The organism is Gardnerella sp. Marseille-Q9185, from assembly GCF_046508745.1.
Classification (GTDB): Bacteria; Actinomycetota; Actinomycetes; order Actinomycetales; family Bifidobacteriaceae; genus Bifidobacterium; species Bifidobacterium greenwoodii.
Genome location: NZ_JBKFWK010000001.1, coordinates 281,741 through 307,852, shown reverse-complemented (window position 1 = coordinate 307,852; position 26,112 = coordinate 281,741). Strand labels below are relative to the sequence as shown.

The window sequence follows — 26,112 nt, the reverse complement described above, 5'->3', positions numbered from 1 at the left end:
AATGTCTACCAAAGATGATTCGGCTGCTTCTGAGTCTTTACAGACTAAGCGTCGCCTAATCGTATTAACTGGTCCTACTGCAGCCGGTAAAGGTACGGTAGAAGGCATACTTCGCGAGAAACATCCTCATATTTGGTTGTCTGTTTCTGCAACTACGCGCGCGCCTAGACCTGGTGAGTTTAACGGAATCCAATACTGGTTCTTGGATGAGGAAGAGTTTGAGCGCCGTAAACGCAATGGCGAATTTTTAGAGACTGCTCTTGTTCACGGAATGGCGCATTACGGAACTTTGCTGCAGCCTGTTTTGGAACATCTTGAGCAGGATATTCCAACTTTGCTAGAAATTGATTTGCAAGGCGCTAGGCGAGTAAAGCAAGAGGCTTCTAGGCTTGGTTTGGAAGTTGTGTACGTGTTTATTGCGCCTCCAAGCTTTGAAGAGCTTAAGCGTCGTCTTATTGGCAGAGGCACCGAAACTCCTGAGCAGCAGGCAAAACGTTTGGAAACCGCAAAGGTTGAGATTGCTGCAGCCAGCGAGTTTGATGTTGTTATTGTAAACGACAATGCTGAGCGAGCGGCGGACGAACTTTGGAACGTTATTGCTCGCGAATACGAGCTGTAAATAGTTTATAAACAACTTATAAATAGTTCATAAAGAAGTTATAAATAGAACTTAGCGCAATATCCAATCTATAGCCTATAATAGGCGTTTTGGAACTATTGTGGCACCATAGAATTTGGAGAATATTATGGCATTAGGCACTCAGCCAACACCTACGGGTCTTGCGAATCCACCAATTGATGATCTTATGCAACATGCGGATTCCAAGTATGCGCTTGCCTTATTTGCTGCAAAACGAGCACGTCAAATTAATTCTTATTTCACGCAGCTTAACGAAGGTTTGCTTCAAAATGTTGGCCCACTAGTTGAGTATAAAAATCAAGAAAAACCTTTGTCTATTGCTTTCCGTGAGATTAATAGAGGCTTGCTTGAAGAGACGCTTGGTGAAGACGATTTAAGCGAAGGCAATTAATTTATTTATTAGTTAAGTGATAAAGCTTATACTTATTGCTTTAGCGTCTTTTTATGCGCATAATCGCAGTCGTATCATCTGTGCTTGAAACTCGGATGTGCGGCTGCGTTTTTTCACTTTACGAGTATTTGTATTGGAGGGGATTGTGGAAGAAATTAAGTTAATTTCTGCAGAATCTGTTACTGAAGGTCATCCGGATAAGTTGTGCGATCAGATTGCTGACGCTATTTTGGACGATATGCTTCGTCAAGATCCTCACGCTCACGTTGCCGTAGAAGTTTGCGCTTCTGTAGGCCAATTTGTGGTGTTTGGTGAAGTTAGAGGAGAAGTTTATAGCGATATTCCAGGAATTTTGCGCTCTGTGGTTCGTAATGTTGGGTATACGAGTTCCACTATTGGTCTTGACGCTGATTCTTGCGGAGTTATGGTTTCTTTAACCGAGCAGAGTGATGAAATCAATCAAGGCGTTACTCGTTTGGATGCAAAGAGCGAAAGTGCTGCTTCTCGCGAGGAGCGTTATGCTGCTCAAGGTGCTGGAGATCAAGGTGTTATGTTTGGCTACGCAAGTGATGAAACTGACACTTTAATGCCGCTTCCAATTTATCTTGCTCACCGTTTAGCACAAAGGCTTTCTAAAGTTCGAAAAGATGGTATCGTTGCGCATTTGCGTCCAGATGGAAAAACTCAGGTTACTATTGAGTACGATTCCAAAGGTACGCCTAAGCGTTTGGATACTGTTTTAATTTCCACGCAGCACGATTCTGAAGTTTCCAGCGATTGGCTTAAGTTACAGCTTGTTGAGCATGTTGTTAAGCCTGTGTTGGACGAAGTTCTTGCTCAAAAAGTTGCGCACGATTCATACCGTATGCTTGTGAACCCTACTGGCTCTTTTGTTTTGGGCGGTCCTGCTGCAGATTCTGGTTTGACTGGTCGAAAAATTATTGTTGACACTTATGGTGGTGCGGCGCATCATGGCGGCGGAGCTTTTTCTGGAAAAGATCCAAGTAAAGTTGATCGTTCCGCAGCTTATGCCGCGCGTTGGGTTGCTAAGAATATTGTTGCAGCTGGTCTTGCTCATAGGGCAGAAGTGCAGGTTGCTTACGCTATTGGTATTGCGGATCCTGTAAGCGTAAACGTTGAGACTTTTGGTACTGAAGCTGACGGTATTACGCGTGCTGATATTGCTCGCGCTGTTCGTGAAGTATTCGATTTGCGTCCGGCTGCAATTATTGACGAGCTTAATTTGCTTCGCCCAATTTACGCTAAAACCGCGGCTTATGGCCACTTTGGTCGCACAGATGTTAAGTTCCCTTGGGAAGAAACGAATAGAACTGATCAGCTTCTAGCCGCATTAAATCTTAAGTAGAATCTTAAGTAGAATTTAATTTAGAATCTTAATTAGAATCTAATTTAGAATCTAAAAAGCTAAAAGTACGAGCTAAAAGTAGAAGCTAAAATGGCAGAGCAACCTTCGTTAGACGGATTCGCGCGTAAAACTAAACGCAAGCGTAATGCTGTTTCGCGCGTTCCTGCAGACGATTGTGCTATTGCTCACGTAATGTTAGATGTTCAAGCTTCACATTTAGGTCGTACTTTTGACTATTTAGTGTCCAAGGATCAAGATGATGCGGCTCAACCGGGAGCTTTCGTGCGCGTACGTTTTGGTGCGCAAAGGCTTACAGGCGTTATTTGGTCTCGTTCTTCTAATAGCGATACTCCTTCTTCTGCTTTGCGATTTTTAGAGCGTGTGTTTCCTTCAGATGTGCTGATTTCTAAGTCTTTGCGCGAAGATATTGACGCTATTGCAAAAGCTTATGGTGGAACTATAGCTAATATTCTTCGTCTTGCTGTGCCTCAAAGAGTTGCAAGAGTTGAGCATGAGGAAGTTTTTGATAGCATACGTTTGCATCGCAGAAAAGATTGGTGCATAAATCTTAAAAAGCTTTTGGAAAGCAGTAATAAAGCTTATAAATCTAATGAAGCTAATGAAACTGATTCTTCTATCGCTACTTTCGCTAGAATGATTGAATCTTACGAAAATGCGGATATTTTGCATGATGCTTTAGTTAAAAAAGCTAGTAACGCGGATTTTGACGGCGAAAAAATCGAAAATAATAATGCTAAATCTTTTGTAGTTGACGCACCTGCCGGCTCTTTAAGAATGGCTCAAGATTTAGCTTGGATGATTGTAACGGCTGTAAGTCAAGGGAAGCAGGCTGTTGCTGTTTTGCCAACGCTTAGGGAAGTAAATGACGTTATGCGCGCGCTTATGGCTTACGGATTAAAACCGTATAAGCGCGTTAGTGAAAATCACCGTGGTTTTTCTGCAGGCGGTTTTGATGGAGATGTTGCGCGTCTTTGTGCGGCGGATGCTCCGGCTGACCGTTATAGAGCTTGGCGTGCAGTAGCTTCCGGAATAGTTCCTTGCGTGCTTGGAACGCGCGCTGCAATGTATGCTCCGGTTGAGGGGGATGCTTTATTCGCTATTGTTGAAGATACCGCATACCAGTATGCAGACGGAATGATGCCTTACGCTCAAGCTCGTGGCGTTATGAGACTTCGCGCAAAAAAGCACGGTGGTGTTTTTGTAGCAATGTCGTATTCTAGAAGCGCGTTAAGTCAAAGCGAAGTAGATTCGTATTCTTCCAATACGCAAGTTGCAAAAGATATAAGTGGAAGTAGCGTTCCTGTAACAGTTCGCAAAGAATTGCGCGAAAAAATAGTTCCGTGGGTTCGCTGGCTTAATCGAGAAACTTTGTCGAAACTTGCTGACCCAAGCATTGGCGCTAGAATACCGCATACCGCTGTAAGAGCAATAAACGAGGCTCTTGCAGACGGAAATCCTGTGCTGCTTTCTATTGCTCAAGATGGCGTTACTCAGTCTGCAATGTGCTCTTCTTGCCTTCACCAAGCGCGTTGCAGGCGTTGCACTGGACCTTTGGATATTAGTGCTGGTATTAAATCCCTTCGATGCCTATGGTGTGGAGCAAGCGCAGTCAATTGGTCTTGTGCTAATTGCGGAAACACTAATCTGCGTGCTATACGCGTCGGTGCTGCAGGTATTGCGCAAGAAGTGTCAAAATTGTTTAGAAACGTGCCTATTTTGCTTTCTTCTCCGCATCAGCCGAACGGAATTATTCAGTGCATAGATAAAAAGCCCGTAATTGTTGTGGCAACTTCCGGAGCAGAGCCGCGCGTTAAATCTCAAAACGGCATGCAAAGCGGCTCGTATGGCGTTGTGGCAATACTCGACACTTGGGTGAGCTTGTATGCCTCGGGGCTCGATTCTAGAATTGACACTCTTACCGCTTGGATGAAAGCTGCAAGCTTGTGCGCTCCTAGAACTAGCGGCGGAAGTGTGCTTTTGATTGGTGAAACGTACACAATTTTGGCTAGAGCGCTTACTTTGTGGGACACAACGCAACTTTCGTTAAACGAGCTTTCGGAGCGCAAACAGGCTGTTTTGCCGCCATTTGTAACTGCAGCATGCGTGTGGGGAGAGCGCGATGCTGTTATGCGTGCGCTTGAAAATATTGGGGCAATGAAGGAAAATCTTGGGTGCGAAATTAGTCAAAATGATGATTTTTCAACAATTTCTCCATTATTAGGCATTGTTCCAATGCATCCGCCTGTTACAGACAGATACCAGCATTTTGACGATTTTGACGACCGTGTAAAAGCTGTAGTAAGAGTTCCGCTTTATTTAAGACAAGAATTAGTGAACCGATTACACAAGGAAGTAGCGCATCACGTGGCAAAGCGTGCTGCAGGAGAACTGCGTTTTTGCGTTGATCCAAAAGATTTATTAGCGTACTGAGGAGTGATTATGTCAAAAATATATCGTTGTGCAGTTTTAGGAGATCCTATTTCGCACTCGCTATCTCCAGTATTGCACAACGCTGCTTATAAAGCTTTAGGACTTACAAATTGGCAATACAGCAAAGAAAAGGTAAGCGAAGCTGAGCTAGCTGATTTTATATCTAATCTTGACGATTCTTGGAAAGGCTTAAGCCTTACAATGCCGCTTAAAAAAACCGTAATGAAACTCGGCACTCCTTGCGACTACTGGTCTAAAGCGCTTAACGTAGCAAACACAGCGATTTTTACCAGCAATCCAGCAACAGCATCGCCTTCGCAAATTGAACTTTGTAACACGGACGTAAGTGGCATAATTATGGCTTTTATTGTAGCGTTGCACGAGAGAATAAGCGGCGTGAAAAAAGCTGTTATTATTGGCAGCGGCAACACGGCATCTTCAGCAATGGCGGCACTTATAGAAATTGCGCAAGCCTCAAAGCTTGAGCAGGTTAAAGTGATTGCTAGAACTGAAAATGACGGTAGCGTAAAAGGCGTTGAACGTTTTAATAATCTTCTGCGCGCGTATTGCGCTGATTCTCCAAACAGCAGAAGCATAGAGCCGTGCTTAGAAAGTAGCGAAAATGAAAGTAGCGAAAAGAAAAGCAATGAAACCGACGCAAATTACGAATCGGTTATAGGGATTGAGTTTCCAAAAATTAGCGAAGAAATATTAAAATGTGACGAATCTCTCATTTTGCAATCTTTAAGTTCCTTAGACGCAATTCGCGCAATTGCAGAAGCAGATATTGTAATAAGCACTGTTCCAGCGCACGTTGCAGACGGACTGGCAGTAGCGCTAAAAGCATACTGCAAAAATAGGCGCGTAAAAAGCCTAGGAACACTGCTTGACGTAGTGTACGATCCTCGACCAAGCATGCTTCTTAGCGCGTGGAGGCAATACGGATTGGGGATTGGCGGCGAAGAAATGCTTTTGTATCAAGCTTTAGAGCAAGTAAAGCTTATGACGTTTGAGTACAGAAATTCTAAAGAAGAAGCTGAAGTAAAATCTGAAGTAATCGCGGAAAATATTTCTAATAATGATTCTGACAAGACCGAAGATTACGATAATTCTAAAGATCCTAAAGATTTAATTGATTGCATGCGAAAAGCATTACAGGAGGCATTATGAGCGCCGAAAATCAAGCTGATGCGAAAAGCGATATGCAAAATAGCGCGAATCAAGAATTAGACGCAAATACTCACGGCGCAATCAACATGCAATTAGCAGACGGTTTTGAAGTTATGCTAATCACCGGCATGAGTGGAGCCGGGCGCTCGCACGCTGCTAACGCGTTGGAAGACATGGGTTGGTACGTTATTGATAATCTTCCTCCAAAACTGCTTATACCGCTGGTAGATATGATGACGTCATCCGGCTCAAAAGTGCATAAGCTTGCTGCTGTTATTGACGTGCGCTCGCGCGGATACTTCGACGATTTGTTTGCGGTTCTTGCGCATATTGACGAGCTTGGCGTAAAAACGCGAATATTGTTCTTAGACGCTTCAGACTCCGTGCTTATTAAACGCTACGAGTCCGTTAGAAGGCCTCATCCTTTGCAGCGCGGAGGAAGACTTATTGATGGCATTTTAGAAGAGCGGGAGCTGCTTAGCCATTTGAAAGATTGCGCGGATATTATTATCGATACTTCAACTCTTAGTATTCACCAACTTTCAACCAAACTTTACGAAGGTCTACTTGGCAAAGGCTCTTCCACTGTGGCCGTGCATATTTTCAGCTTTGGTTTTAAGTACGGCATGCCAATGGATGCTGATTTTGTGGTTGATATGCGATTTTTGCCTAACCCATTCTGGGTTCCGGCTCTTCGTGATTTAACCGGAAAAGACAAAGCTGTAAGCGATTACGTGCTTTCTAATCCTGCAGCAGTCGCTTTTTTGGACTCTTACGAAAAGGCGCTGCTTACCGCTATCGACGGTTTTGCTAAAGAAGATAAGCATTACGTTACGATTGCAGTAGGCTGCACAGGCGGGCAGCATCGCTCAGTTGCTACAAGCATTGAGCTTGCAAGACGCTTGCGATTGCACGGTTTGCAGGTTACGGTATCTGCACGCGAATTGCAGCGCAGGTAGTAGGTAATAAAGTAAGTAATAAAACAAGTAATTTAGTAAACGCAAAAATTTTGTGCTAAAAGTATATGCAAACGTGTGCAAATAACGCTAAAATGTCCAACGTATTCTGTATCACAGAAAGCCGGGCATGTCGTGTTCAAACGCATCATGCGAGTATCCAACAGCACGCATATTTTAAGAAGAACAAAAGTAGGAGGTTGTCCCTTGGCTCTTCTTGACGACGTCAAAAATGAACTCGTTTCCAACAACAATGAGCTCCCGACGGTCATTATGGCTCAAGCGGCAGCTATGATGCGCTTTGCTGGCGGTTTAAGGCCAGTAAATAACCAAGCTGTGATTCGCGCTCAGTTTGACTCTCAGCGTTCCGCACAGTGGCTTGTAGAGGTCTTAAAGACGCACTTCCAGCGCGAGGCGACCATTTCGCAGGTTTCGCGTCAGACTCCAACTGGTACTGTTCTTCGTTACGACGTAGTTGTTGATCACGGTGCTGCAGCATTAGCACTACAATCTGGTTTACTTGACCGTCGCATGCGCATTGTTGCAGGCCTGGCCCCAGAAATTATCGGCGGAAGTATCGCTCAAATTAAGGCAGCATGGCGTGGTGCATTCCTAGCTCACGGCGCAATTTCCGATCCTGGCAAAGCAAGCTACTTGGAAGTCGTGTGCCCAACTCACGAAGCTGCAAACGCTTTGCAAACTATGGCAGCTCGCTTAGGTATTACAGCTAAAGCTCGCCAAGTGCGCAGTTCCGAGCGCGTAACATTGCGCGATTCCGACGCAATCGAACGCATGCTTAACTTAATCGGAGCTCCTCGCTCTGCTCGCGAATGGACAGGCAAGCGCTCAGACGGTGAAGCCCGCGGAAAAGCTAATCGTCTTGCAAACTTTGACGATGCAAATATGCGACGTAGCGCAAAAGCTGCTGCCGAAGCTTGCGAAAAAGTTCGTCACGCATTCGACATTTTGGGCGACGATATTCCAGATAATTTGCTGATGGCTGGAAAGCTTCGCTTGGAGCACAGTGACGCAAGCTTGGAAGAGCTTGGTCATTTGGCTGATCCTCCAATTACGAAGGATGCTATTGCAGGACGAATTCGTAGACTTTTGCAGCTTTCGGCGAAGGTTGAGAAGTCGCGCATGCAGCAGCTTTAGTGCGGGTTTTTATGTGGCTGTGAGAGGTGGGTGTTACTTGTCTCGCAGCGCTACGCTCTTATACCTTATTTGGACTTAGTGGTTGCATAGTTAAGTTTAGTTTTTTAGTTACTTTCTTTCAAAAATAGTTATTTCTCAACAAGATATTACTATCGCTCCGCTTTTATATTGCTCTACAAGCAACACCCACCTCTCACGCTTAAATTCACCCACCGTTATTTTTTGGTGTGGTAGGAGTGCCTGGTGTGGATTGTGCAGCAGCATGAATGCTAGTGTTCTTTAAGCAATAAGTACTCACCGTTAGCAAAGCATTACTGCAAAGCTTCAGACGCAACGTCCGCAGAGCGCTGATGCAAAGCTGCGTGGCTCATAGGGGATTGTTGAAGACTTGCGGTATAATTGCACACGGCATTGAGTTAATGTTTAGGCTGATTTTAAGTCTTTTTGAACGCATTAAGCCAGTATGGTAAGCCAATAGATCTGGAAAGGATACCAATGAAGACACTGAAAGATTTGGGAGATTTGAGCGGCAAGCGCGTTTTGGTTCGCGCAGATTTTAACGTTCCTCTCAAGGGTACTACGATTACCGATGATGGTCGTATTCGTGCTGCTTTGCCAACAATTAAGGCTTTGCGCGAGCAGGGTGCGAAGGTGATTTTGATGGCTCACCTTGGTCGTCCAAAGGGTCAGGTTGTTCCAGAGCTTTCTTTGGCTCCAGTTGCAGCTCGTTTAGGTGAGCTTCTCGGCGTGAAAGTTGCTTTGGCTGCAGACACCTACGGTGAGGATGCACAAGCTAAGGTTGCCGCAATGAACAACGGTGACGTTGTTTTGCTTGAAAACGTGCGCTTTAACGCAGAAGAAACCAGCAAGGATGCTTCCGAGCGCGCAGCTTACGCTAAGAAGATTGCGGCTCTTGGTGACGTATTTGTTTCCGACGGTTTCGGTGTTGTTCACCGCGCTCAGGGCTCTAACTACGATGTTGCTGCAGATCTTCCAGCAGCTGCCGGCTTGCTTGTTGAAAAGGAAGTTAAGGCACTTTCTCGTGCAACCGAAAATCCAGAGCGTCCTTTGACTGTTGTTCTCGGCGGCTCCAAGGTTTCCGACAAGCTTGGCGTTATTGAAAACTTGCTTTCTAAGGCTGATCGTCTTGTTATTGGTGGCGGCATGGTGTTCACCTTCCTCAAGGCTTTGGGTCACGAAGTTGGTACTTCCTTGCTTGAGGAAGATCAGCTCGAAAAAGTTAAGGGCTACATTGAAACCGCTAAGAAGAACGGCGTTGAGCTTGTTCTTCCAACCGATATTGTTGTGAACGCTGGCTTCCCAGCAGGAGATACTCCTGTTGCTCCAGAAGTTGTTCCAGCTGACGCTATTCCAGCGGACAAGATGGGCTTGGATATTGGCCCTGATTCTCAGAAGCTTTTCCACGACAAGATTGTCGATTCCAAGACTGTTGTGTGGAACGGTCCTATGGGTGTGTTTGAAGTTCCAGAGTTTGCTGCTGGCACTCGTGCTGTAGCTCAGGGCTTGGTTGACGCAACTAAGAACGGTACTTTCACCATTGTTGGCGGCGGCGATTCTGCTTCCGCAGTGCGTAATCTTGGCTTTGCGGAAGATGGCTTCTCACACATCTCCACTGGTGGTGGCGCTTCCCTCGAGTTCTTGGAAGGCAAGACTCTTCCAGGCTTGAGCGTGCTTGAGTAAATAAGCTTTACGCAAGTCGTAAATAAATTTTACGCAAGTCGTAAGTAAACTAAATGTTTTCAATTATGCCGGCTTTCGATTTTATGAATCTTTTGTAAATCGGAGTCGGCATAATACTAATTCGCGTAAAATATTGCGTAATACTATTAATCTTCAATCCTCAATTTTTAAGGGTGATTATGGTTGTTAAAAGAAAGCCGCTAGTCGCAGGTAATTGGAAAATGAACTTCAATCACCGCGAAGCAACGCATTTTATACAAAAATTTGCGTGGCTTTTGCGTGACGCGCACTACGACTACCGCGATTGCGAAGTGGCTCTTATGCCTTCTTTTACTTCTATACGAAGCGTGCAGGTTCTTGTTGAGTCTGATCGTCTGCCAATATTGTACGGAGCGCAAGCAGTTTCCGTTACTGCTCAAGGCGCTTTTACAGGCGATGTTTCTGCAGATATGCTTGCTAGTCTTGGATGCTCAATGGTTATTGTTGGGCATTCTGAGCGCCGAAAGTATCATCCGGAAGACGATGCGAATATTGTAGACCAGGTGCGTGCGGTTCTTGCTGCTGGAATGACTCCAATTTTGTGCGTCGGCGAAAGTTTTGAGGAACGCAAGCAGGGTATTGAGCTTGATTTTGCTGTTGGTCAGGTTCATGACGTAACGCGCGATTTGGACACAAAACAAGCTAAGCGCTTGATTATTGCTTATGAACCTGTGTGGGCAATCGGCACGGGCATGGTTGCTACTGCTCAGTCGGCGCAGGAAGCGGCGTCTGCTATTCGCGAAGATTTGCGCGCAACTTTTGGAAGTGACGTTGCGGATACTGTTCGTATTCTTTACGGCGGATCTGTGACTTCTTCCAACGCTGCAAGTCTTATTGCTGAGCCTGATGTTGACGGATTTTTGGTTGGCGGAGCTTCTTTGGATGCAGAGGAGTTGTCGAATATTGTGCGACTCACCGCAGCACAATCGCGTCTATAGGTCAACGGTTCTTATTAAGATTAGTCGGGTACTCTAAGACAGGAGGTTACTTGTGTCCGCTCTGAAAATCGTTTTGCAGGTATTGCTTGTGCTTACTAGCATTTTGCTCACACTGTTAATTTTGATGCACAAGGGCAAGGGCGGCGGCCTTTCCGACATGTTCGGCGGCGGTTTAACGAAGAACGCCGGTAGTTCTGGTGTTGCAGAAAAGAATTTGAACCGTTGGACAGTGATTATTGCACTGATTTGGGTTGCGGTAATTGTTATTTTGAACTTAATGACTAAGTTCTCTCTAATTTAAGTATTCTTTTTGTAAAAAGCGCATGGTCAGTAGATTGTGCGCTTTTCGTTTATTTGGGTTCGACTATTTAGGTTCGTCTATTTAGGTTTGACTATTTAGGCTCGTTTGTTTTGTCTCGTTTATTTAGGTTCTTACAATGCTTCGTTTTTCTCCTTCTTTAGTAATTGCTGATCTTGACGGCACTATGCTTCACGATTCCGATACTTTTGAATGCCGCTTTTTAAGCCGCGAAACTATGCAAGCTGCTGAGCGTTTGCATGAATCTGGGATTCCGCTTGCTATTATTACGGCTCGTCCTGTTGGAAGTGCTTTTGATTTTGTTCACGATTTAAAAGCTCAAGTTTGTGCGTATCTAAACGGTGCTCTTATTGATTTTGATTGCGCTCACAGCACTGTTTCTGAACTTACTTCGCAGCGAAGTATTGATACTCTTACTCGCTTTGGTTTTGACTCTAAGCTTGCGAGTGATGTGTGCTTGCGATTGCTGAGTGAAATCCCTACGCTCCGTCTTGGTATTGTGATGAACGACGTTCGTTACACTAATTTTGATGTTCGTATGCTTTGGAGTAAGCAAGATTTTGTTATTACCGACTTTTCTAACGTTCCGCACGGTATTGCAGACAAAATTATTATTGTGCCGCGAGATTGCGAGAAGGAGCAGCTTCAGCGTATTCTTCCGAGCGATTTTTCATTGCATATTAGCGAAGACGTGTTGTGGATGCTCACGAATCCTCTTGCAAACAAAGGGCACGCGCTGAACGTTATTTGCGATCGTCTTGGTGTGAAGCCTAGCCGTACTGTTGTTTTTGGCGACGATATTATTGATATCGATATGTTTCGCGCCGGAGGATACGGTGTTGCGGTTGCGAATAGTAATCAGCGTTTGCTTGAGATTGCGGACGAAGTTTGCGCTTCCAACAACGACGACGGCGTTGCTAACTGGCTTAATTCAAACCTTTTAGTAGATTGCGAATAACACACCTTTCGTTACTGGTGCAGTTTGCTTTCTGCGTTAATAACGGTGTTTGGGTGATTACCGTTATTTTCTCAGTTGGATTACTGAGTTAGTAACGGTGTTTTGCTTATTACCGTTATTTTCTCAGTTGGTTGACTGAGTTAGTAACGGTGTTGAGCTTATTACCGTTATTTTCTCAGTTGGTTGACTGAGTTAGTAACGGTGTTTTGCTTATTACTGTTATTTTCTCAGTTGGTTGACTGAGTTAGTAACGCTTACTATCTTCCTGTAATACCTTTTATCCACAATGCTCAAAATTTATTGAGCAAATATTGTATCTTTGAATAATAAATTGTATGAGCAATACTAGCAACGAAATAATACGCATGATCGAAAATGCAGAAAGTAATCATCAATGTATACGACCAATTACTAGTGCACAAAAGCAGTATGCGTATAGATGCGTGAAGAAAGGCACTTTTGTGCGCACTTTCCGTAATCTTTGCGCGCGAACTGAGTACTGGCAGAAGCTATATCCGTCTGAAAAAATGCGTCACATAGCTATTTCTTTAATGGAGATTTATCCAGAATGGAAGTTCACTGGTCTTACTGCTGCTGCGTTACTTGGCTATGATATTGTGGAAAATTATGATGATGTAGAAGATGGTAGTGATAATATTCAGCGCAACTTCAGTCCTTCTGTAAGTTCAACGAAGATTTATGTCCGTAGTTCTGTGCACAAGTCTGCTAACGATAATCCGTATTTGCATAGGATTATGCGAACATGCAAAGAGCTGGATGGTACAAGTGACGACGTGCGTATTGTGCAGCCGAGTCGCAAGTATGATGGGCAGCTTATTACGCTTCCGCATTCAAGCGACAGAGTAAGTTACGAGATTAGAAGTCATATTGTTGACAAGAGCACGATGCTTTTTGATGTTGCGAATACTGTGAATTTTAGGACAGCTTTGCCGATTTTTGATTCTGCTGCGCGCGATAACGTGAACTTTAACAAGGTTCTTGAGATTTGCGAAAGAAGATACGGTGCTTCTGCTGGCGGACGTAGAAATGGTTGCGCTAATGAGTTTCAATACGTGAACGACGTTTATGATGAGTACGATTCATTTAATGAAGAGTATGAAGATTTGCGTACTCGTGAGAAGAGTGTAGTTAGTGCTAATTCTGCGGAGTCGTTTGCGAATGCATTTGCTGGCGGCGGATTTGGAAAATCTTGTAGTAAGGAATATTCGCTTCTTAAGCTGCGTCGCCTTTGTTTTTTTAAGAATGGTTTAAGCGAGAATGGCGGCGAGTCTTTCGCGCGCGGAACGATGATTGATCTTGGATTTATGGTTCCTGAGTTGCAGCATGAGTTTGTTGCGCCTAATTCTAGGGTTAAGTATAGGTGTGATTTTTTGTGGCGGGTTTCAGGCGGTGGCCTGATTGTTGGTGAGCTTGATGGGTATGACAAGTATTTTGTTGATTCGACTAATTCTACGCATGCGAATATCAACTTTAATTCTTCGGCAGATACTCAAATGTTGCGTAATTCCTACAATCAGGCCGCTATTAATCGCAATATTGATAGGCAGGCGGAGCGTGAGTCGGTGCTTTTTAGTGAGTGCGGCGTGAGTAAGATTGTGCGTTTTAATTTTGCGGATGTTGTTGGTGTTAAGAATCTTGAGCGGAAGCTTGTTGAGGCTGGTGTGCCGCGGATTATGCGCGTTGGATGAGAGCGGGCGCTTAGCGTTGTTCTGCGTTAGTGTCTCTGGTTGACAGTTTTCAGACCCGCGTGCAGTTGGCACTTGCGTGGATTACGCTCGCTAGTGAGTTTCCGCTCCGAGTTGCTTTCGCGCGCGCTGTGCTGCGCTCAAGCATGTCGTCGCGCACATCAATCACAACCTAGTTTCTAAAGCACAACCACGCGAATCTGCCCTTCCTTCGTCAATCTAGACGAAGGCAGACCTTGCTTATTACTGTTATTTTCTCAGATACTTTGCTGAGTTAGTAACGGTGTTTGGGTGATTACTGTTACTTTCTCAGTTGGTTGGCTGAGTTAGTAACGGTGTTTGGGTGATTACCGTTATTTTCTCAGTTGGTTAGCTGAGTTAGTAACGGTGTTTTGCTTATTACTGTTACTTTCTCAGATACTTTACTGAGTTAGTAACGGTGTCGTGTGGATCGCAGCATTTTTTGGCGGTTGGAGTATATTGGTTTTTGTAAAGAGAGCAATATGAGGCGCCAATAAAGAAGGTGCCGGCAAAGAAGGTGTGTTATGGCGTTTTGTATACAGTGTGGTAGCGCTCTTGAAGATAACTGGTCATTTTGCGAAAATTGCGGTGCTCCAGTAAATAGTCGTCCTTCAGATTCGCAGACGACTCAGTTTAGCAATCAGCCGGAAGAGCAGCAGACTTTGGTAATCAATCAGCCTGCAGCAGACCAGCAATCCCAGTTTGTCAATCAGCCGGAAGAACAGCAGACTTTGGTAATCAATCAGCCTGCAGCAGACCAGCAATCCCAGTTTGTCAGCTATCCTACAGACTCGCAGCTTCCGTACAATCCTTCGCAAAATCCTCCGCAAAATGAAAATCGCGAAAATCGCGAAAACCGCGAAAATAGCGAAAATAGCGAAGTACACAAAGTAGATAAAATGAGGGTAATAATCGCGGTTGTTGTTGCTGCTTCAATCGTTATTGCCGCTGCTCTTGGTACATTTCTTTATTTCGAACTTAACAAAGTTAAGTTGCCTAATGCTTCAGAATTTGCGCGCACAAGCATAACAAAAATGACTAAAAAGCTTGAAAAGCAGGGCTTAAGCGTAAGAATTAAAGGCGAATTTAACAAGCGCAAGCGCGGAAGTTTCTTAAGACTTGACGGTACGAATCCGGGAAATTCAGTTTTTAAATTTAATCCTGTTACGATTGTTCAGTCCAAAGGCCCGGGCGTGCCGTCTGAAGGCATAGTTGGCAAAAAAGTTGGTTCAGTTACTAAGATTCTTAAAAAGATGGGCGTGGAAGTAAAAGTCCACAATGTTGTTGTTGATAATAAGCCGAGTGGGGAAGTGATTGGCTCCGAGCCTATGCCAGGCTATTCCGTTATAAATGGGAATAAGGGCGTTATCAATCTTGCCGTCGCAAGCAAAAACAAGGGTATTCCTGTAAATATATTCGGCATGGATAAAGATAAAGCCAAGGAAAAGCTCAACTCTCTTGGTTTTAACGATATTACTTTAAAGCCTCATTTTGCGTCTAAAAAAATGATAGGCAAAATTATGGGAACTTATCCTTCGCTTGGATCGCAAGTTACTGGAGGTCATATTGATCTTCTCTATGGCGTTGACGCGTCGGGCGCAAGAACTGCTATTGCAACGGATATGAAAGGTAAGTCTTTAGAGTATAAAAAGGGCAATACAAAACTACAGTTTATAGAATTTATGGAGCCTTTGCTTGGAACTTGGTGCACTAAATCCGGTGACTGCATAAATTTGGGAGCAACAACTATTTATACTCCTAACGAATATCAGAAGGAAACACGTATCTATACTATAAACGGGTATCCGGGTGATAATTTTAGTTCGTCATTTGACCGAACATTACGTAGCTACACTCCAAATACGCTTGAAATGTCAACAGATAATTTAATGCAAATGATTCTAGACGTTATTTCTTCTGTGTCAGTTACGAGTGGAGAAAAGCTTGATCCACATATGAAGGATCTTATGCATAATCATCTTATAGCTGGAGATACTGGCGCTATTGAATTTTATCAGTCGCTTGGTGTACCTTATTGCGGTGATGATTTGTATTTGTTGCCTATTTTAGATCAAAAAGTGTGTGAAGCTGGTCATCTGAAGAATTACAATGGCGATGTTCTGTCTCTATTTATGGATTTGCACAATCATAAGAAGTGGACCGGTATGAGCTATAGAATGACTGATTTCTTTGTTGCAATTCCGGTGAATGCAAAACTTAGTGAGCTGGAAAGTAGCGGATATTTTAAAGGCAAAGGTAAAACGCAGCCGGATCCTAATCGTCCATTTATTTTGCGTAGGGATCCTAAGATTTACAAAGAAACTGTTGTGCCGTTTGATGGCGAGTATTCGACCTCAGATAATCCGTTTGTGCCGACTAGCAAGCATAAGCCTGTGCCGTTTGCGCCTGCTCCGGATGACAGCAATGCGTACTATCTTGTTGAGCAGCCGTTTGATTGGAGTTCGCTTAAGTAACAGATTGACGGTTTGTTCGTGTAGCCCTCCAAACGTGGGATGGTGCTCGCGCTCTAAGCGCTCGCTTAGGAAACTCGCGTGCGCCATCGTAATGTTTTAACCAAATCTCGCTGGCAAACTCTTTCTGGCAAGTAATTACCGTTACTTTCTCAGTTGGTTGACTGAGTTAGTAACGGTGTTGTGCTTATTACCGTTATTTTCTCAGTTGGTTGGCTGAGTTAGTAACTGTGTTGTGTCAATTACCGTTATTTTCTCAGTTTGTTAGCTGAGTTAGTAACGGTGTTGTGTCAATTACCGTTACTTTCTCAGATACTTTGCTGAGTTAGTAACGGTGTTTGGGTGATTACTGTTACTTTCTCAGTTTGTTGACTGAGTTAGTAACACTGGGTAACTTATTTTATTGCGATTGATAAAAACGCAAAACAAAAACCGCACCCGCGTAAGATTAGTACATACGCAAGGTGCGGTTTCGTTATTTAGCGGTTTCGCTGATTAGCAGTTTCGCTATCAGACGATTAGCAAAATCAGGCGTTTACGCGATCGATGCCGGACTGTACGTCAGCAATCACGGAATCCCAAGACTTGATGAAGGCGGCAACACCGTCGGCCTCAAGCTTGTCGGTAACGTCCTTAATGTTGATGCCAAGCTCAGCAAGCTTGTTCATAACAGCGTGGCTCTCTTCGTAAGTGCCCTTAACGGAAGCAGCGCCGTTGCCGTGATCAGCAAGAGCGTTCAAAGTCTTTTCTGGCATGGTGTTCACAACATGCTCAGCAACCAACTCGTCAACGTACTTGCAATCGGAGTAAGCTGCGTTCTTGGTGCCGGTAGAAGCCCAAAGTGGACGCTGCTTCTTAGCGCCCTTAGCTTCAAGAGCAGCCCAACGTGGGTCAGCTGCGAACTTCTTCTCGAAGAGTTCGTAAGCCAAGCGAGCGTTAGCAACAGCAGCCTTGCCTTCAAGAGCCTTAGCTTCTTCGGAGCCGTTCTCTTCGAGGAGCTTGTCAACAGCGCTATCAACGCGGGAGACGAAGAAGGAAGCTACGGAACCAATGTGCTTCAAGTCATGGCCGTTAGCATCTGCCTGAGCAATACCTTCGATGAAGGCGTCGATAACCTGCTCGTAACGCTCGAGGGAGAAGATCAAGGTTACGTTCACGGAAATACCCTTAGCAAGGGTAGCGGTGATAGCTGGAAGACCTTCCAAAGTTGCTGGAATCTTGATCATAACGTTTGGACGATCAACCTTTGCCCAAAGCTCTTCAGCCTGCTTCTCAGTGTTAGCAGTATCGTGAGCCAAGCGTGGGTCAACTTCGATGGAGACGCGGCCGTCAACGAAGTCGGTCTTTTCAGCGATCTCGCGGAAGATATCGGTTGCGTTACGAACATCGGTGGTGGTCAACTCGCGGATAGCAGTTTCAACGTCGACCTTGCCGAGTTCCTTAAGCTGTGCATCGTATGGGCCAACCTGGCTCAAAGCCTTCTGGAAGATGGATGGGTTGGTGGTAACGCCAACAACATTCTTGTTAGCAATCAAATCCTGCAAAGAGCCGGACTCAATGCGGGTGCGGGACAAATCGTCCAACCAAATAGAAACGCCGGAATCGCTAGTGCGCTGCGTTGCTTCAGTCATGTTATCTCCTTAACACTGTGCTCCACCAATTGGGGCACGTCGGTATTTTGGCGTTTTTACAAGAAACAGCGGTTGATGTCGAACCAACGGTAGCTCGGCATCAACACGCCGTCGCTGTTTCTTGTGAAGTGTTTCGTTAGCACTTCTAGTTTTGTGACATACCAATTTTATTTTGATACATCAAGCTTTATTTTGCTTACTTGCTTTTTGCCAAGTTACCTTAGGCGCGAGCTTCTTCGATAGAAGCCTTAGCAGCTTCTACTACGTGCTCAGCAGTAATGCCCAAGTCGATCATGTTCTGACCGCCGTCACCCTGCAAGCCGTACTGTTCAATAGAAACAGCCTTGCCGCAATCGCCAAGATACTTGTACCAAGGCAATGCCAAGCCAGCTTCGATGGAAACGCGAGCCTTAACGGACTTTGGCAAGATTGCTTCCTTGTACTCTTCGTCCTGCTCTTCGAACCATTCGAGGGATGGCATGGAAAGAACGCGAGCCTTAATGCCTTCAGCAGCCAAAGTCTTGGCGCCAGCAACAGCCCACTGAACTTCGGAACCGGTTGCCATGATGATTACGTCTGGAGTGCCTTCGCAATCAACCAAAACGTAAGCGCCGTGCTTCACGCCTTCGCGAGCCTTTTCAGCAGTCTCAGCGAGGGTTGGAACGCCTTGGCGAGTCAAAATCATGGCAGTTGGGTAGCTGTTCTTCTTTTCGAAGAAGTAGCGGTAAGCTTCAGCAGTTTCGTACTCGTCTGCTGGGCGCACAACCTCAAGCTGAGGAATAGCGCGGAAAGCAGCCAAGTGTTCGATTGGCTGGTGAGTTGGACCATCTTCGCCCAAAGCTACGGAATCGTGGGTCCAAACGTAGAGGTTTGGAATCTCCATCAAAGCAGCCAAGCGAACTGCTGGGCGCTCGTAGTCAGAGAACTGGAAGAAGGTGCCGTTGAATGGGCGAGTGTCAGAACCAAGCAAAATACCGTTGGTAATAGCACCCATTGCGAACTCGCGCACACCGAAGTGAAGCTGACGACCGTGCTCGGAAACGTTTGGCCAAGTGCGGGTTGCGTCTTCGGATGGACCGAAGGAGTCAGCGCCCTTAATGTTGGTGTTGTTGGAGCCGCCCAAATCTGCGGAACCGCCCCAAAGTTCTGGCATAACAGCAGCAATTGCGTTAAGAACTGCGCCGGAAGCCTTACGGGTAGCAACCTTAGAGCCAACTTCGAAGCCAGCAACCAAGTCGTCAATAGCCTTGTCGAAGCCTTCTGGAAGCTTGCCAGCCTTAAGACGTTCGTAAAGAGCAGCCTTATCTGGGTTGGCGGCAGCCCACTTTGCAAGAGCTTCATCCCAAGCCTTGTGAGCAGCCAAGCCGCGCTCTGCAACCTTGCGAGCGTGAGCCAAAGCTTCTTCGTCGATTGGGAACGAAACTTCTGGGTCGAAACCGCAAAGTTCCTTCAAGCCCTTAACAGCTTCTTCGCCAAGCTTGGAGCCGTGGGAAGCTTCGTTGTCGGTCTTGCCTGGGGTTGGCCAAGCAATCAAAGTATTAACCTTAATGAAGTGAGGCTTGTCGGTAACTTCCTGAGCCTTTTCAATAGCTGCAGCCAAAGCCTGAACGTCTTCCTTGTAGGAGCCGTCTGGCTGAACGAAGCTAACTTCATCGGTGTACCAACCGTATGCACGGTAACGAGCAAGAATATCTTCAGAGAAGGTGAGCTTAGTGTCGCCTTCAATCTGAATGTGGTTTGCATCGAAGATTACGGTCAAATTGCCGAGCTTCTGGTTTCCAGCCAAGGAAGCAGCTTCAGAAGAAACGCCTTCCTCAACGTCGCCTTCGCCGCAGATAACCCATACCTTGTGATCGAATGGGGAAGTGCCGGCTGGAGCTTCTGGGTCAAGAAGACCGCGCTCAAAACGCTGGCCGTAAGCGAAACCAACAGCAGAGGCAAGACCCTGGCCGAGTGGGCCGGTGGTCATTTCAATGCCTGGGGTTAAGCCATACTCTGGGTGGCCTGGAGTACGCGTGTCAGCGCCGCCACGGAAATACTTGAGATCGTCAAGAGTCAAGCCGTAACCAGAGAAGAACAACTGCACATATTGCGTAAGCGAAGCGTGACCGCCAGAAAGAATAAAACGATCGCGTCCGGCCCACTTTGGGTCAGCAGGATCGTGCTTAATGAAGTGCTGGTACAGGGTGTACGCAATTGGTGCCAATGAAACAGGGGAGCCAGGATGTCCGTGTCCTGCTCGCTCAACAGCATCAGCCGAGAGAACCTTCGCCATCTTTACGGCGCGCTCGTCTAATGCAGACCAGTTGAAATCGGTCATGTGATCTACTTTCCTTCCAATAATCCGGGTTTTTAAGCACAGCTTACGCTGGCTTTTTACCCTCTCATTGCCCTTCAATCCTATCTTTCGCGCGCGACGAATATGTTACAAAGTGTGTCAAAGTTTGCTTTTATGTTCTGTTGCGAGTTTGCTTTTGTGTTCTGCTAATAGTTTGCTTTTATGCTCTGTTGAGTGCTAAGAAATAGACTATTATATGAATATTAGAAATACTAAAAAATATCAGAAATATTAGAAATATAGATATTAAAAATATAGTATTTAGACGTATTTGTTATTTATAAGGAGCGGTAATGCAGTCACGACGCATGATGATTTTGCGCGCAGTTGTGGAGGATTATATTCGTTCTCAAGAGCCTGTTGGTTCTGCGGCTCTTGCAAAGCATCATCAGCTTGGGGTAAGTTCTGCGACTATTCGTAACGATATGTCTGCCTTGGAAGAAGAAGGCTATCTTGTTCAGCCGCACACTTCTGCCGGACGCATTCCTACCCAAAAGGGGTATCGCTATTTTGTTGACGGCTTGGCTGCAGTTATTCCGCTTTCTGAGCCTCAACGTCGTGCTATACGAAACTTTTTAAGCGGATCTGTTAGTTTGCAAGATACTTTGCAGCGTTCTGCGCGTCTTCTTGCAAGTATTACCGGTCAAGTCGCGCTCGTCGCATCTCCAGCATTGTCTAAGTCAAAAGTAAAAAGAATTGAGATTGTTCAAGTATCGTCTTCTACGCTTTTGGTTGTTGTTATTACAGACGCTGGAGGCGTGGCTCAGCACATGATTCAAGCGTCCAACATAAATCCAGACGACTTATTGCATCTAACAAATATGGTTAACGAGTGCTGCATTGGAGCGTCTCTTTTAGATGCTTCAAAACGCGTTTATGCGCTCGCAAATCGCAAGGATTTAGCGTCAGCTTTGCAAATTATTAGTCAACTTGCTAATGCTTTAGAAGACATGCACGACGGAGAGCACACTCACGATTTGTATATGGCTGGAGCTTCCCAACTTGCGCATAGGCAAAGTATTGGTGATTTTGCTTCCCTTTTTGACGCGCTTGAGGAGCAGGCTGTTATTATGCGACTTATGACTTCGCTAAGTGAGGAAGCAAGCGATTGCGAAAGCGGCGTTAGTGTTGCAATAGGTTCAGAAACGCACACTCCGGGCTTGCTTAATGCTTCTGTTGTAACAAGCGCTTACGGCTACAATGCTGATTCTGATTCCGCGTTTATTGGCTCAATCGGCCCTACTCACATGGATTATGCTGCAACTATGACAGCTGTTAAGGCTGTTGCGCGCTATCTTAATTCGTTTATATCCGAAAATTCTTAAAATTAGCTGGCTTATAGCTGGCTGTGCCTTATGTAAAAATGATTTATGAAAAGGTAAAAGGGGAATTAATTGACTGATTACTACAAGATTTTAGGTGTTGATCATAACGCTAGCGACGACGAAATTCGCAAAGCCTACCGTAAGATGAGCCGCAAGTATCATCCGGATATTGCAGGCGCTGAGTTTGAAGAAAAGTTTAAGGAAGTAAACGCAGCTTACGACGTGCTTTCTAATCCAGAAAAGCGTCGAATGGTAGATATGGGAGTCGATCCTAACGATCCTTCTGCTGGAAGTGCCGGAGCTTCAGGTGCTGGTTTTGCAGACATGGGCATGGGTGATATTTTTAGCCAGTTCTTCGGTGGCTCTTTTGGAACTTCTCAAGGCCCAATTTCTAGAGTTCAGCCTGGTGAGGACTCTTTAGCTGAAGCTAAGATTGATTTGAAAACGGCTATTTTTGGCGGAAATGTGAGCGTTCGCATAACCGCTTTTGGAGTGTGCAACGATTGTAACGGTTCCGGTTCTGCAGATTCCGCAAATTCCGCTCCGGAGCAGTGCTCGCAATGTCATGGAACTGGCTTCTGTCAGAAGGTTGTGCGCACAATGCTCGGCCAAATGGTTTCTTCAATGCCTTGCGACAAGTGCGAAGGTCACGGCACGATTATTAAAAATCCGTGCCAAAATTGCCGTGGTCGCGGCCGAGTGCGCGCGGTTCGCGAAGTTGGTGTGAATGTGCCTGCAGGTATTCGAGATGGCAGCCGTTTGCGTCTTGCTTCTCAAGGTAGCGTTGGCGAGTGCGGCGGCCCTGCTGGCGACTTGTATGTTGATATTCACATTCGCGCTGACAAGCAGTTTACGCGAAACGGCGACGATTTGCATTGCTGGATTACTGTTCCTATGAGCTGGGCTGTGCTTGGTCACGATGTTGAAATCGAAACTTTTGACGGCCCTCAAAAGCTTGAAATTCCTGCTGGATGCCAGAGTGAGGACACTGTAACTCTTGAAAATCTTGGAGTTACGAAGCTTCGTTCTAAAGATCGCGGCAATATTATTGTTCATGTTTTGGTTCAGATTCCAACGAAGCTTAGTGCAGAAGAGCGTTTGCTTATTAGTAAGTTTGCTAATTTGCATGACGGTGATGTAAATCATGTTAAGCAAAATTCGCTTGACGAGCAGTCGGGTGAGCGTAAAGGTTTCTTTAGTAAATTAAAGGAAGCTTTTGCCGGCTGATTTTGCTGAATAATTTTGTTGGCTGATTTTTGTTGATTTCACAAGCTGATTTTTACGTCTATTAAAATAGTAGAGGAAATATGGCATTACCAATTTTGTTTGCAGGCACTCCGGAAGTTGCTGTTCCATCTCTTAAGGAGTTGGCAAAAAACACCGAGCATTTTGACGTTCGCGCTGTTATTACACGCCCGGACGCTCCAACTGGTCGCGGTCGAAAACTCGTTCCAAGCCCAGTAAAACAGGCAGCTCTTGAGCTCGGCTTGCCAGTAATCGAAATTGACCCTAGCAAAGACGAAGCTAACTTCCTTAATAAGCTTGCTGAAACTGGCGCGAAAGCTGCGGCAGTTGTGGCGTACGGCAAGATTTTGCGACAGAACGTTTTAGACGCTTTGCCGCTCGGCTGGTACAATCTTCACTTTTCGCTTCTTCCGCAATGGCGAGGAGCAGCTCCTGTGCAGCGCGCAATTTGGGCTGGGGATGATATTACGGGAGCCACGGTTTTTCGCATTACGCGCGGCATGGATTGCGGCCCTATTTTGGCGCAGTTTACTACGAAAATTGAGCCTCACGAAAATTCTGGCGATCTTCTTGCGCGTCTTGCGAGCGATGGCGCTCCGCTTCTTGCAGCATCTCTTCGTGGCATGGAAACTGGCGAAATCGTGCCGGTTGAGCAGGATCAGTCTCCTCAAGAAGTTGCGCAAAAAATCACGGTTGAAGATGCGCATATTGATTTTCACGCGCCAGCTTTTGCGGTTGACCGTCAAATTCGCGCTTGCACGCCAAATCCGGGCGCATGGTGCGAGCTTCATGCGGACGACGAGAATAACGCTGAACCGATTACTTTGCACGTTTTGCGCGCAAAGCCGGCAGACGCTAACGATCCGCATGCTGAAGATTTTAAGCAACTTAATCCTGGAAAATTACTTGCCGGCAAAAAGCAAGTTTGGATCGGTACTTTAAGCGGCGCGCTTGAGCTTTTGGAAGTAAAAGCGCAAGGAAAGAAAGCTATGAAGGCGGCCGATTGGGCGCGCGGAGCCAGGCTTTCTGCCAAAGCTTACTGCGCATAAAATTATGAGCATGAACTTTTCTTCGCTGCTGCCAACTTTAGCCAAGCCGGGGCTTTTGGTTATGGATGTTGACGCAACGCTTATTGAGGAAGAAGTTATTGATTTACTCGGCGAGGAAGCTTTCTGCGGCAAGGAAATGTCTTTGATTACAGCGCGCGCAATGCGTGGCGAAATCACTTTTGACGACTCCTTGCGTTTGCGCGTGAAGATGCTTCGCGGCCTGAACATTGACGAGTGCAAAAAGCATATTATTTCCAAAATTCACGTAACTAAAGGCGCGAAAGTTTTAATTGACGCACTTCATGCGAACGGTTGGAAAGTTGGCGCAGTTTCTGGCGGTTTTCACGAGATTTTGGACGAATTGCTGCCGAATTTGAATATTGATTTTTGTGTGGCTCATCATTTAGAGGCGATTGACGGCAAGCTTACTGGCAACGTGCTAGGAAATATTGTTAACGCTAACGCAAAAGTTGAAGCGCTTCAAAATTGGGCAAGTAATCTTGGCGTTGAACGTGAGCAAACTGTTGCCGTGGGGGATGGAGCGAACGATATTTCAATGATTAAATTCGCTGGATTAGGCGTGGCTTTTTGCGCAAAACCAGCAGTTCAAGCGGCTACTCCTTACCGCATTCTTACTCGTGATTTAAGCGCTGTATTGCGTTTTTTGACTGAGAATTAATACGTTTATAGAGCGAAAAGTTGAGTAATGTACATAAGCAATGTAAAATAATGAAGCAATGACTAAAGATTAATGATTATTTTTTGTGAAAGTTCTGTAGCTTTTATCCACAGAGCATAAATGTGTTGGTAAATCTTTCTATTGATGAGTAAAATAACAGTTAGTTTTTGAGAGAAAAGTGTGCGCAAAAGCAGGAGATTCAATAATTTATATTGAAATTCGCGCACGAAGGTAGGGAGTGTAAGTTGAATTTAAGAGAAGTTGCGTTAGAAGTTGCGCGCATTTTGGAAGACGTTGGTAAGCACGCGTATCAGGATCAATTAAGCCCTCAAGATATGACGTCGCTCGCGCTTGGTGATCCTACAAAATCTGATTCCGGCTTTGGAGATAAGCTCGTGCGCTTTATTCAAAACCGTTTAACGTACGTAAATCCTTTCCAAGGTTTTTGGCGCACTAGGCCGGAGCATTGCAATCCGGGCGACCGTTTTTGGTGCGTTGGAAACGTTGACGGAGCTATTAATTTTAATCGAGACATGGCAGAGTGGACTCTTACGGTTTCGCTTTTTGAATTTAACGATGAAGGCTCAGCTCGTCCGGTGCTTGGCGTTGTTCACGCGCCTGCATTGGGATTAACCTATTTGGCTGCAAAGGGCCAGGGTGCTATTCGTATTCGTAGAACTCCGCAAGGTGAAAAGCGCGAGAAGATTACGCCTTCTACAACTTCAACTTTGCGCGGATCCGTGGTTTGCTACGGAATGTCTTATATTCCAGAAGAGTCTAAACGCGCTCTTGACGTAGTTGCTTTTGTTGAAACAGGCTGCCCTGCGGATATTAAGCGCATTGGGCCTGCGTCTCTTGACTTGTGCAAGGTGGCGGACGGCACGTACGACGCTTACTTTGAGCCGCACTTGCATCAGTGGGATATTCCGGCCGTTTCTGCTGGGGCTGTGGTTGTGCTAGAAGCGCAGGGTCAGGTTTGCCAGTGGGATGGAAACCCTATCCATTGGCGACGCGAAAATGACGTAGTTGCTTCTAACGGTTTGCTTATTAACGAGTTAAAGCCGTATCTTAAGTAAGCGTAAACTAATTTTCGCACAAATAACGCAATATTAGTTTTGCTCTAAAAGTAGCAAAAATCACATATAAAAATGCTTGAAATGTATGAATTTTTGAGTAAAATACCCCTTGTGCTGGTTTCAGATTGCTAAAAATCTGCTGTGCTGAACGCATATTAAAACGTTGGCACGGTGATTTAGCAGTATGATATTACTAATTGATATGGAAAACGCTAATTTGCCGAGTTTGATTTAATACGCAAAATCTCTCGGTTGAATAAACGGAGTAAAAGAAATGATGAAGAAGAATATTATTAACGCAAATAGTTTTGCTGATTTACTTAAGTCTGCTAAGAGTACGTCTTACGCGCCGCTTTCTAAGAGCGTGTGCGCAGCGATGCTTGCCGGCGCTATGGTGCTTGGGGGGGGGGGTATTCGTTTCCTCACCTGCCTATGCTGACGGTTATGTAGCTCCTGACGGAAACATTTACTACGGTTACAAGTCAGA

21 protein-coding genes are annotated in these 26,112 nt (G+C 45.4%); 19 read left to right on the top strand and 2 right to left on the bottom strand.

All coding sequences use genetic code 11. The annotated features are described in order from the left end of the window. The first annotated feature begins 1 nt into the window (after position 1). The 13 genes from gmk to ACLD5M_RS01140 all read left to right on the top strand — a co-directional run bounded on the left by gmk (position 2) and on the right by ACLD5M_RS01140 (position 16,285). Positions 2 to 619 carry a guanylate kinase gene (gene gmk / locus ACLD5M_RS01200; RefSeq protein WP_246905412.1) on the top strand — a complete coding sequence of 206 codons (618 nt, stop codon included), beginning with the start codon at positions 2 to 4 and terminating at the stop codon, positions 617 to 619. Between the two features lie 127 nt (positions 620 to 746). Continuing rightward, a complete protein-coding gene (gene rpoZ, locus ACLD5M_RS01195; protein ID WP_004135230.1) occupies positions 747 to 1,031 on the top strand; it encodes a DNA-directed RNA polymerase subunit omega in 285 nt (94 codons plus the stop codon). Positions 1,032 to 1,176: 145 nt separating this feature from the next. Then, positions 1,177 to 2,397 carry a methionine adenosyltransferase gene (gene metK / locus ACLD5M_RS01190; protein WP_004135226.1) on the top strand — a complete coding sequence of 407 codons (1,221 nt, stop codon included), beginning with the start codon at positions 1,177 to 1,179 and terminating at the stop codon, positions 2,395 to 2,397. A 90-nt stretch (positions 2,398 to 2,487) separates the two neighbouring features. Beyond that, positions 2,488 to 4,848, top strand: coding sequence for a primosomal protein N' (locus ACLD5M_RS01185; protein ID WP_410314388.1), 2,361 nt, complete (start codon positions 2,488 to 2,490; stop codon positions 4,846 to 4,848). Positions 4,849 to 4,857: 9 nt separating this feature from the next. Beyond that, on the top strand, positions 4,858 to 6,018 hold the full coding sequence (locus tag ACLD5M_RS01180; protein WP_410314387.1) for a shikimate dehydrogenase family protein: 1,161 nt from the start codon (positions 4,858 to 4,860) through the stop codon (positions 6,016 to 6,018). Between the two features lie 86 nt (positions 6,019 to 6,104). Next, positions 6,105 to 6,977 (top strand): RNase adapter RapZ, encoded by an 873-nt coding sequence (gene rapZ, locus ACLD5M_RS01175; protein WP_050543669.1) that lies wholly within the window; start codon positions 6,105 to 6,107, stop codon positions 6,975 to 6,977. A 204-nt stretch (positions 6,978 to 7,181) separates the two neighbouring features. Continuing rightward, positions 7,182 to 8,129: a DNA-binding protein WhiA gene (whiA, locus tag ACLD5M_RS01170; RefSeq protein ID WP_019261085.1), complete on the top strand. Its 948-nt coding sequence runs from the start codon at positions 7,182 to 7,184 to the stop codon at positions 8,127 to 8,129. Between the two features lie 495 nt (positions 8,130 to 8,624). Next, entirely contained in the window at positions 8,625 to 9,830 is a 1,206-nt protein-coding gene (locus tag ACLD5M_RS01165) for a phosphoglycerate kinase (RefSeq protein ID WP_308582693.1), read from the top strand. A gap of 179 nt (positions 9,831 to 10,009) precedes the next feature. Then, complete coding sequence (tpiA, locus tag ACLD5M_RS01160; RefSeq protein WP_004137410.1) at positions 10,010 to 10,807, top strand: triose-phosphate isomerase; 798 nt, start codon at positions 10,010 to 10,012, stop codon at positions 10,805 to 10,807. A 52-nt stretch (positions 10,808 to 10,859) separates the two neighbouring features. Next, positions 10,860 to 11,108: a preprotein translocase subunit SecG gene (secG, locus tag ACLD5M_RS01155; protein WP_004127207.1), complete on the top strand. Its 249-nt coding sequence runs from the start codon at positions 10,860 to 10,862 to the stop codon at positions 11,106 to 11,108. 136 nt (positions 11,109 to 11,244) lie between these two features. Next, positions 11,245 to 12,084 (top strand): HAD hydrolase family protein, encoded by an 840-nt coding sequence (locus ACLD5M_RS01150; protein ID WP_410314386.1) that lies wholly within the window; start codon positions 11,245 to 11,247, stop codon positions 12,082 to 12,084. A 335-nt stretch (positions 12,085 to 12,419) separates the two neighbouring features. Continuing rightward, entirely contained in the window at positions 12,420 to 13,793 is a 1,374-nt protein-coding gene (locus ACLD5M_RS01145) for an AMP-dependent synthetase (RefSeq protein WP_410314385.1), read from the top strand. 542 nt (positions 13,794 to 14,335) lie between these two features. Beyond that, the gene (locus ACLD5M_RS01140) at positions 14,336 to 16,285 is read left to right on the top strand and encodes a PASTA domain-containing protein (protein WP_410314384.1); all 1,950 of its coding nucleotides are present in this window, start codon (positions 14,336 to 14,338) and stop codon (positions 16,283 to 16,285) included. Positions 16,286 to 16,809: 524 nt separating this feature from the next. Here ACLD5M_RS01140 and tal read toward each other — a convergent pair. Beyond that, complete coding sequence (gene tal / locus ACLD5M_RS01135; protein ID WP_116794095.1) at positions 16,810 to 17,913, bottom strand: transaldolase; 1,104 nt, start codon at positions 17,911 to 17,913, stop codon at positions 16,810 to 16,812. Positions 17,914 to 18,133: 220 nt separating this feature from the next. After that, on the bottom strand, positions 18,134 to 20,233 hold the full coding sequence (gene tkt / locus ACLD5M_RS01130; protein ID WP_308581758.1) for a transketolase: 2,100 nt from the start codon (positions 20,231 to 20,233) through the stop codon (positions 18,134 to 18,136). A gap of 326 nt (positions 20,234 to 20,559) precedes the next feature. Between tkt and hrcA the strand changes: the two genes are divergently transcribed. From hrcA to ACLD5M_RS01100, 6 genes are all read left to right on the top strand, one after another. Continuing rightward, complete coding sequence (hrcA, locus tag ACLD5M_RS01125; protein ID WP_246905879.1) at positions 20,560 to 21,576, top strand: heat-inducible transcriptional repressor HrcA; 1,017 nt, start codon at positions 20,560 to 20,562, stop codon at positions 21,574 to 21,576. Between the two features lie 69 nt (positions 21,577 to 21,645). Next, complete coding sequence (gene dnaJ, locus ACLD5M_RS01120) at positions 21,646 to 22,803, top strand: molecular chaperone DnaJ (protein WP_410314383.1); 1,158 nt, start codon at positions 21,646 to 21,648, stop codon at positions 22,801 to 22,803. An 80-nt stretch (positions 22,804 to 22,883) separates the two neighbouring features. After that, positions 22,884 to 23,870, top strand: coding sequence for a methionyl-tRNA formyltransferase (gene fmt, locus ACLD5M_RS01115; protein WP_410314382.1), 987 nt, complete (start codon positions 22,884 to 22,886; stop codon positions 23,868 to 23,870). A gap of 4 nt (positions 23,871 to 23,874) precedes the next feature. Further along, a complete protein-coding gene (gene serB / locus ACLD5M_RS01110; RefSeq protein ID WP_410314381.1) occupies positions 23,875 to 24,549 on the top strand; it encodes a phosphoserine phosphatase SerB in 675 nt (224 codons plus the stop codon). Positions 24,550 to 24,794: 245 nt separating this feature from the next. Next, on the top strand, positions 24,795 to 25,625 hold the full coding sequence (locus ACLD5M_RS01105) for an inositol monophosphatase family protein (protein WP_410314380.1): 831 nt from the start codon (positions 24,795 to 24,797) through the stop codon (positions 25,623 to 25,625). Between the two features lie 274 nt (positions 25,626 to 25,899). After that, the gene (locus tag ACLD5M_RS01100; protein WP_410314379.1) at positions 25,900 to 26,064 is read left to right on the top strand and encodes a hypothetical protein; all 165 of its coding nucleotides are present in this window, start codon (positions 25,900 to 25,902) and stop codon (positions 26,062 to 26,064) included. Positions 26,065 to 26,112: the final 48 nt, after the last annotated feature.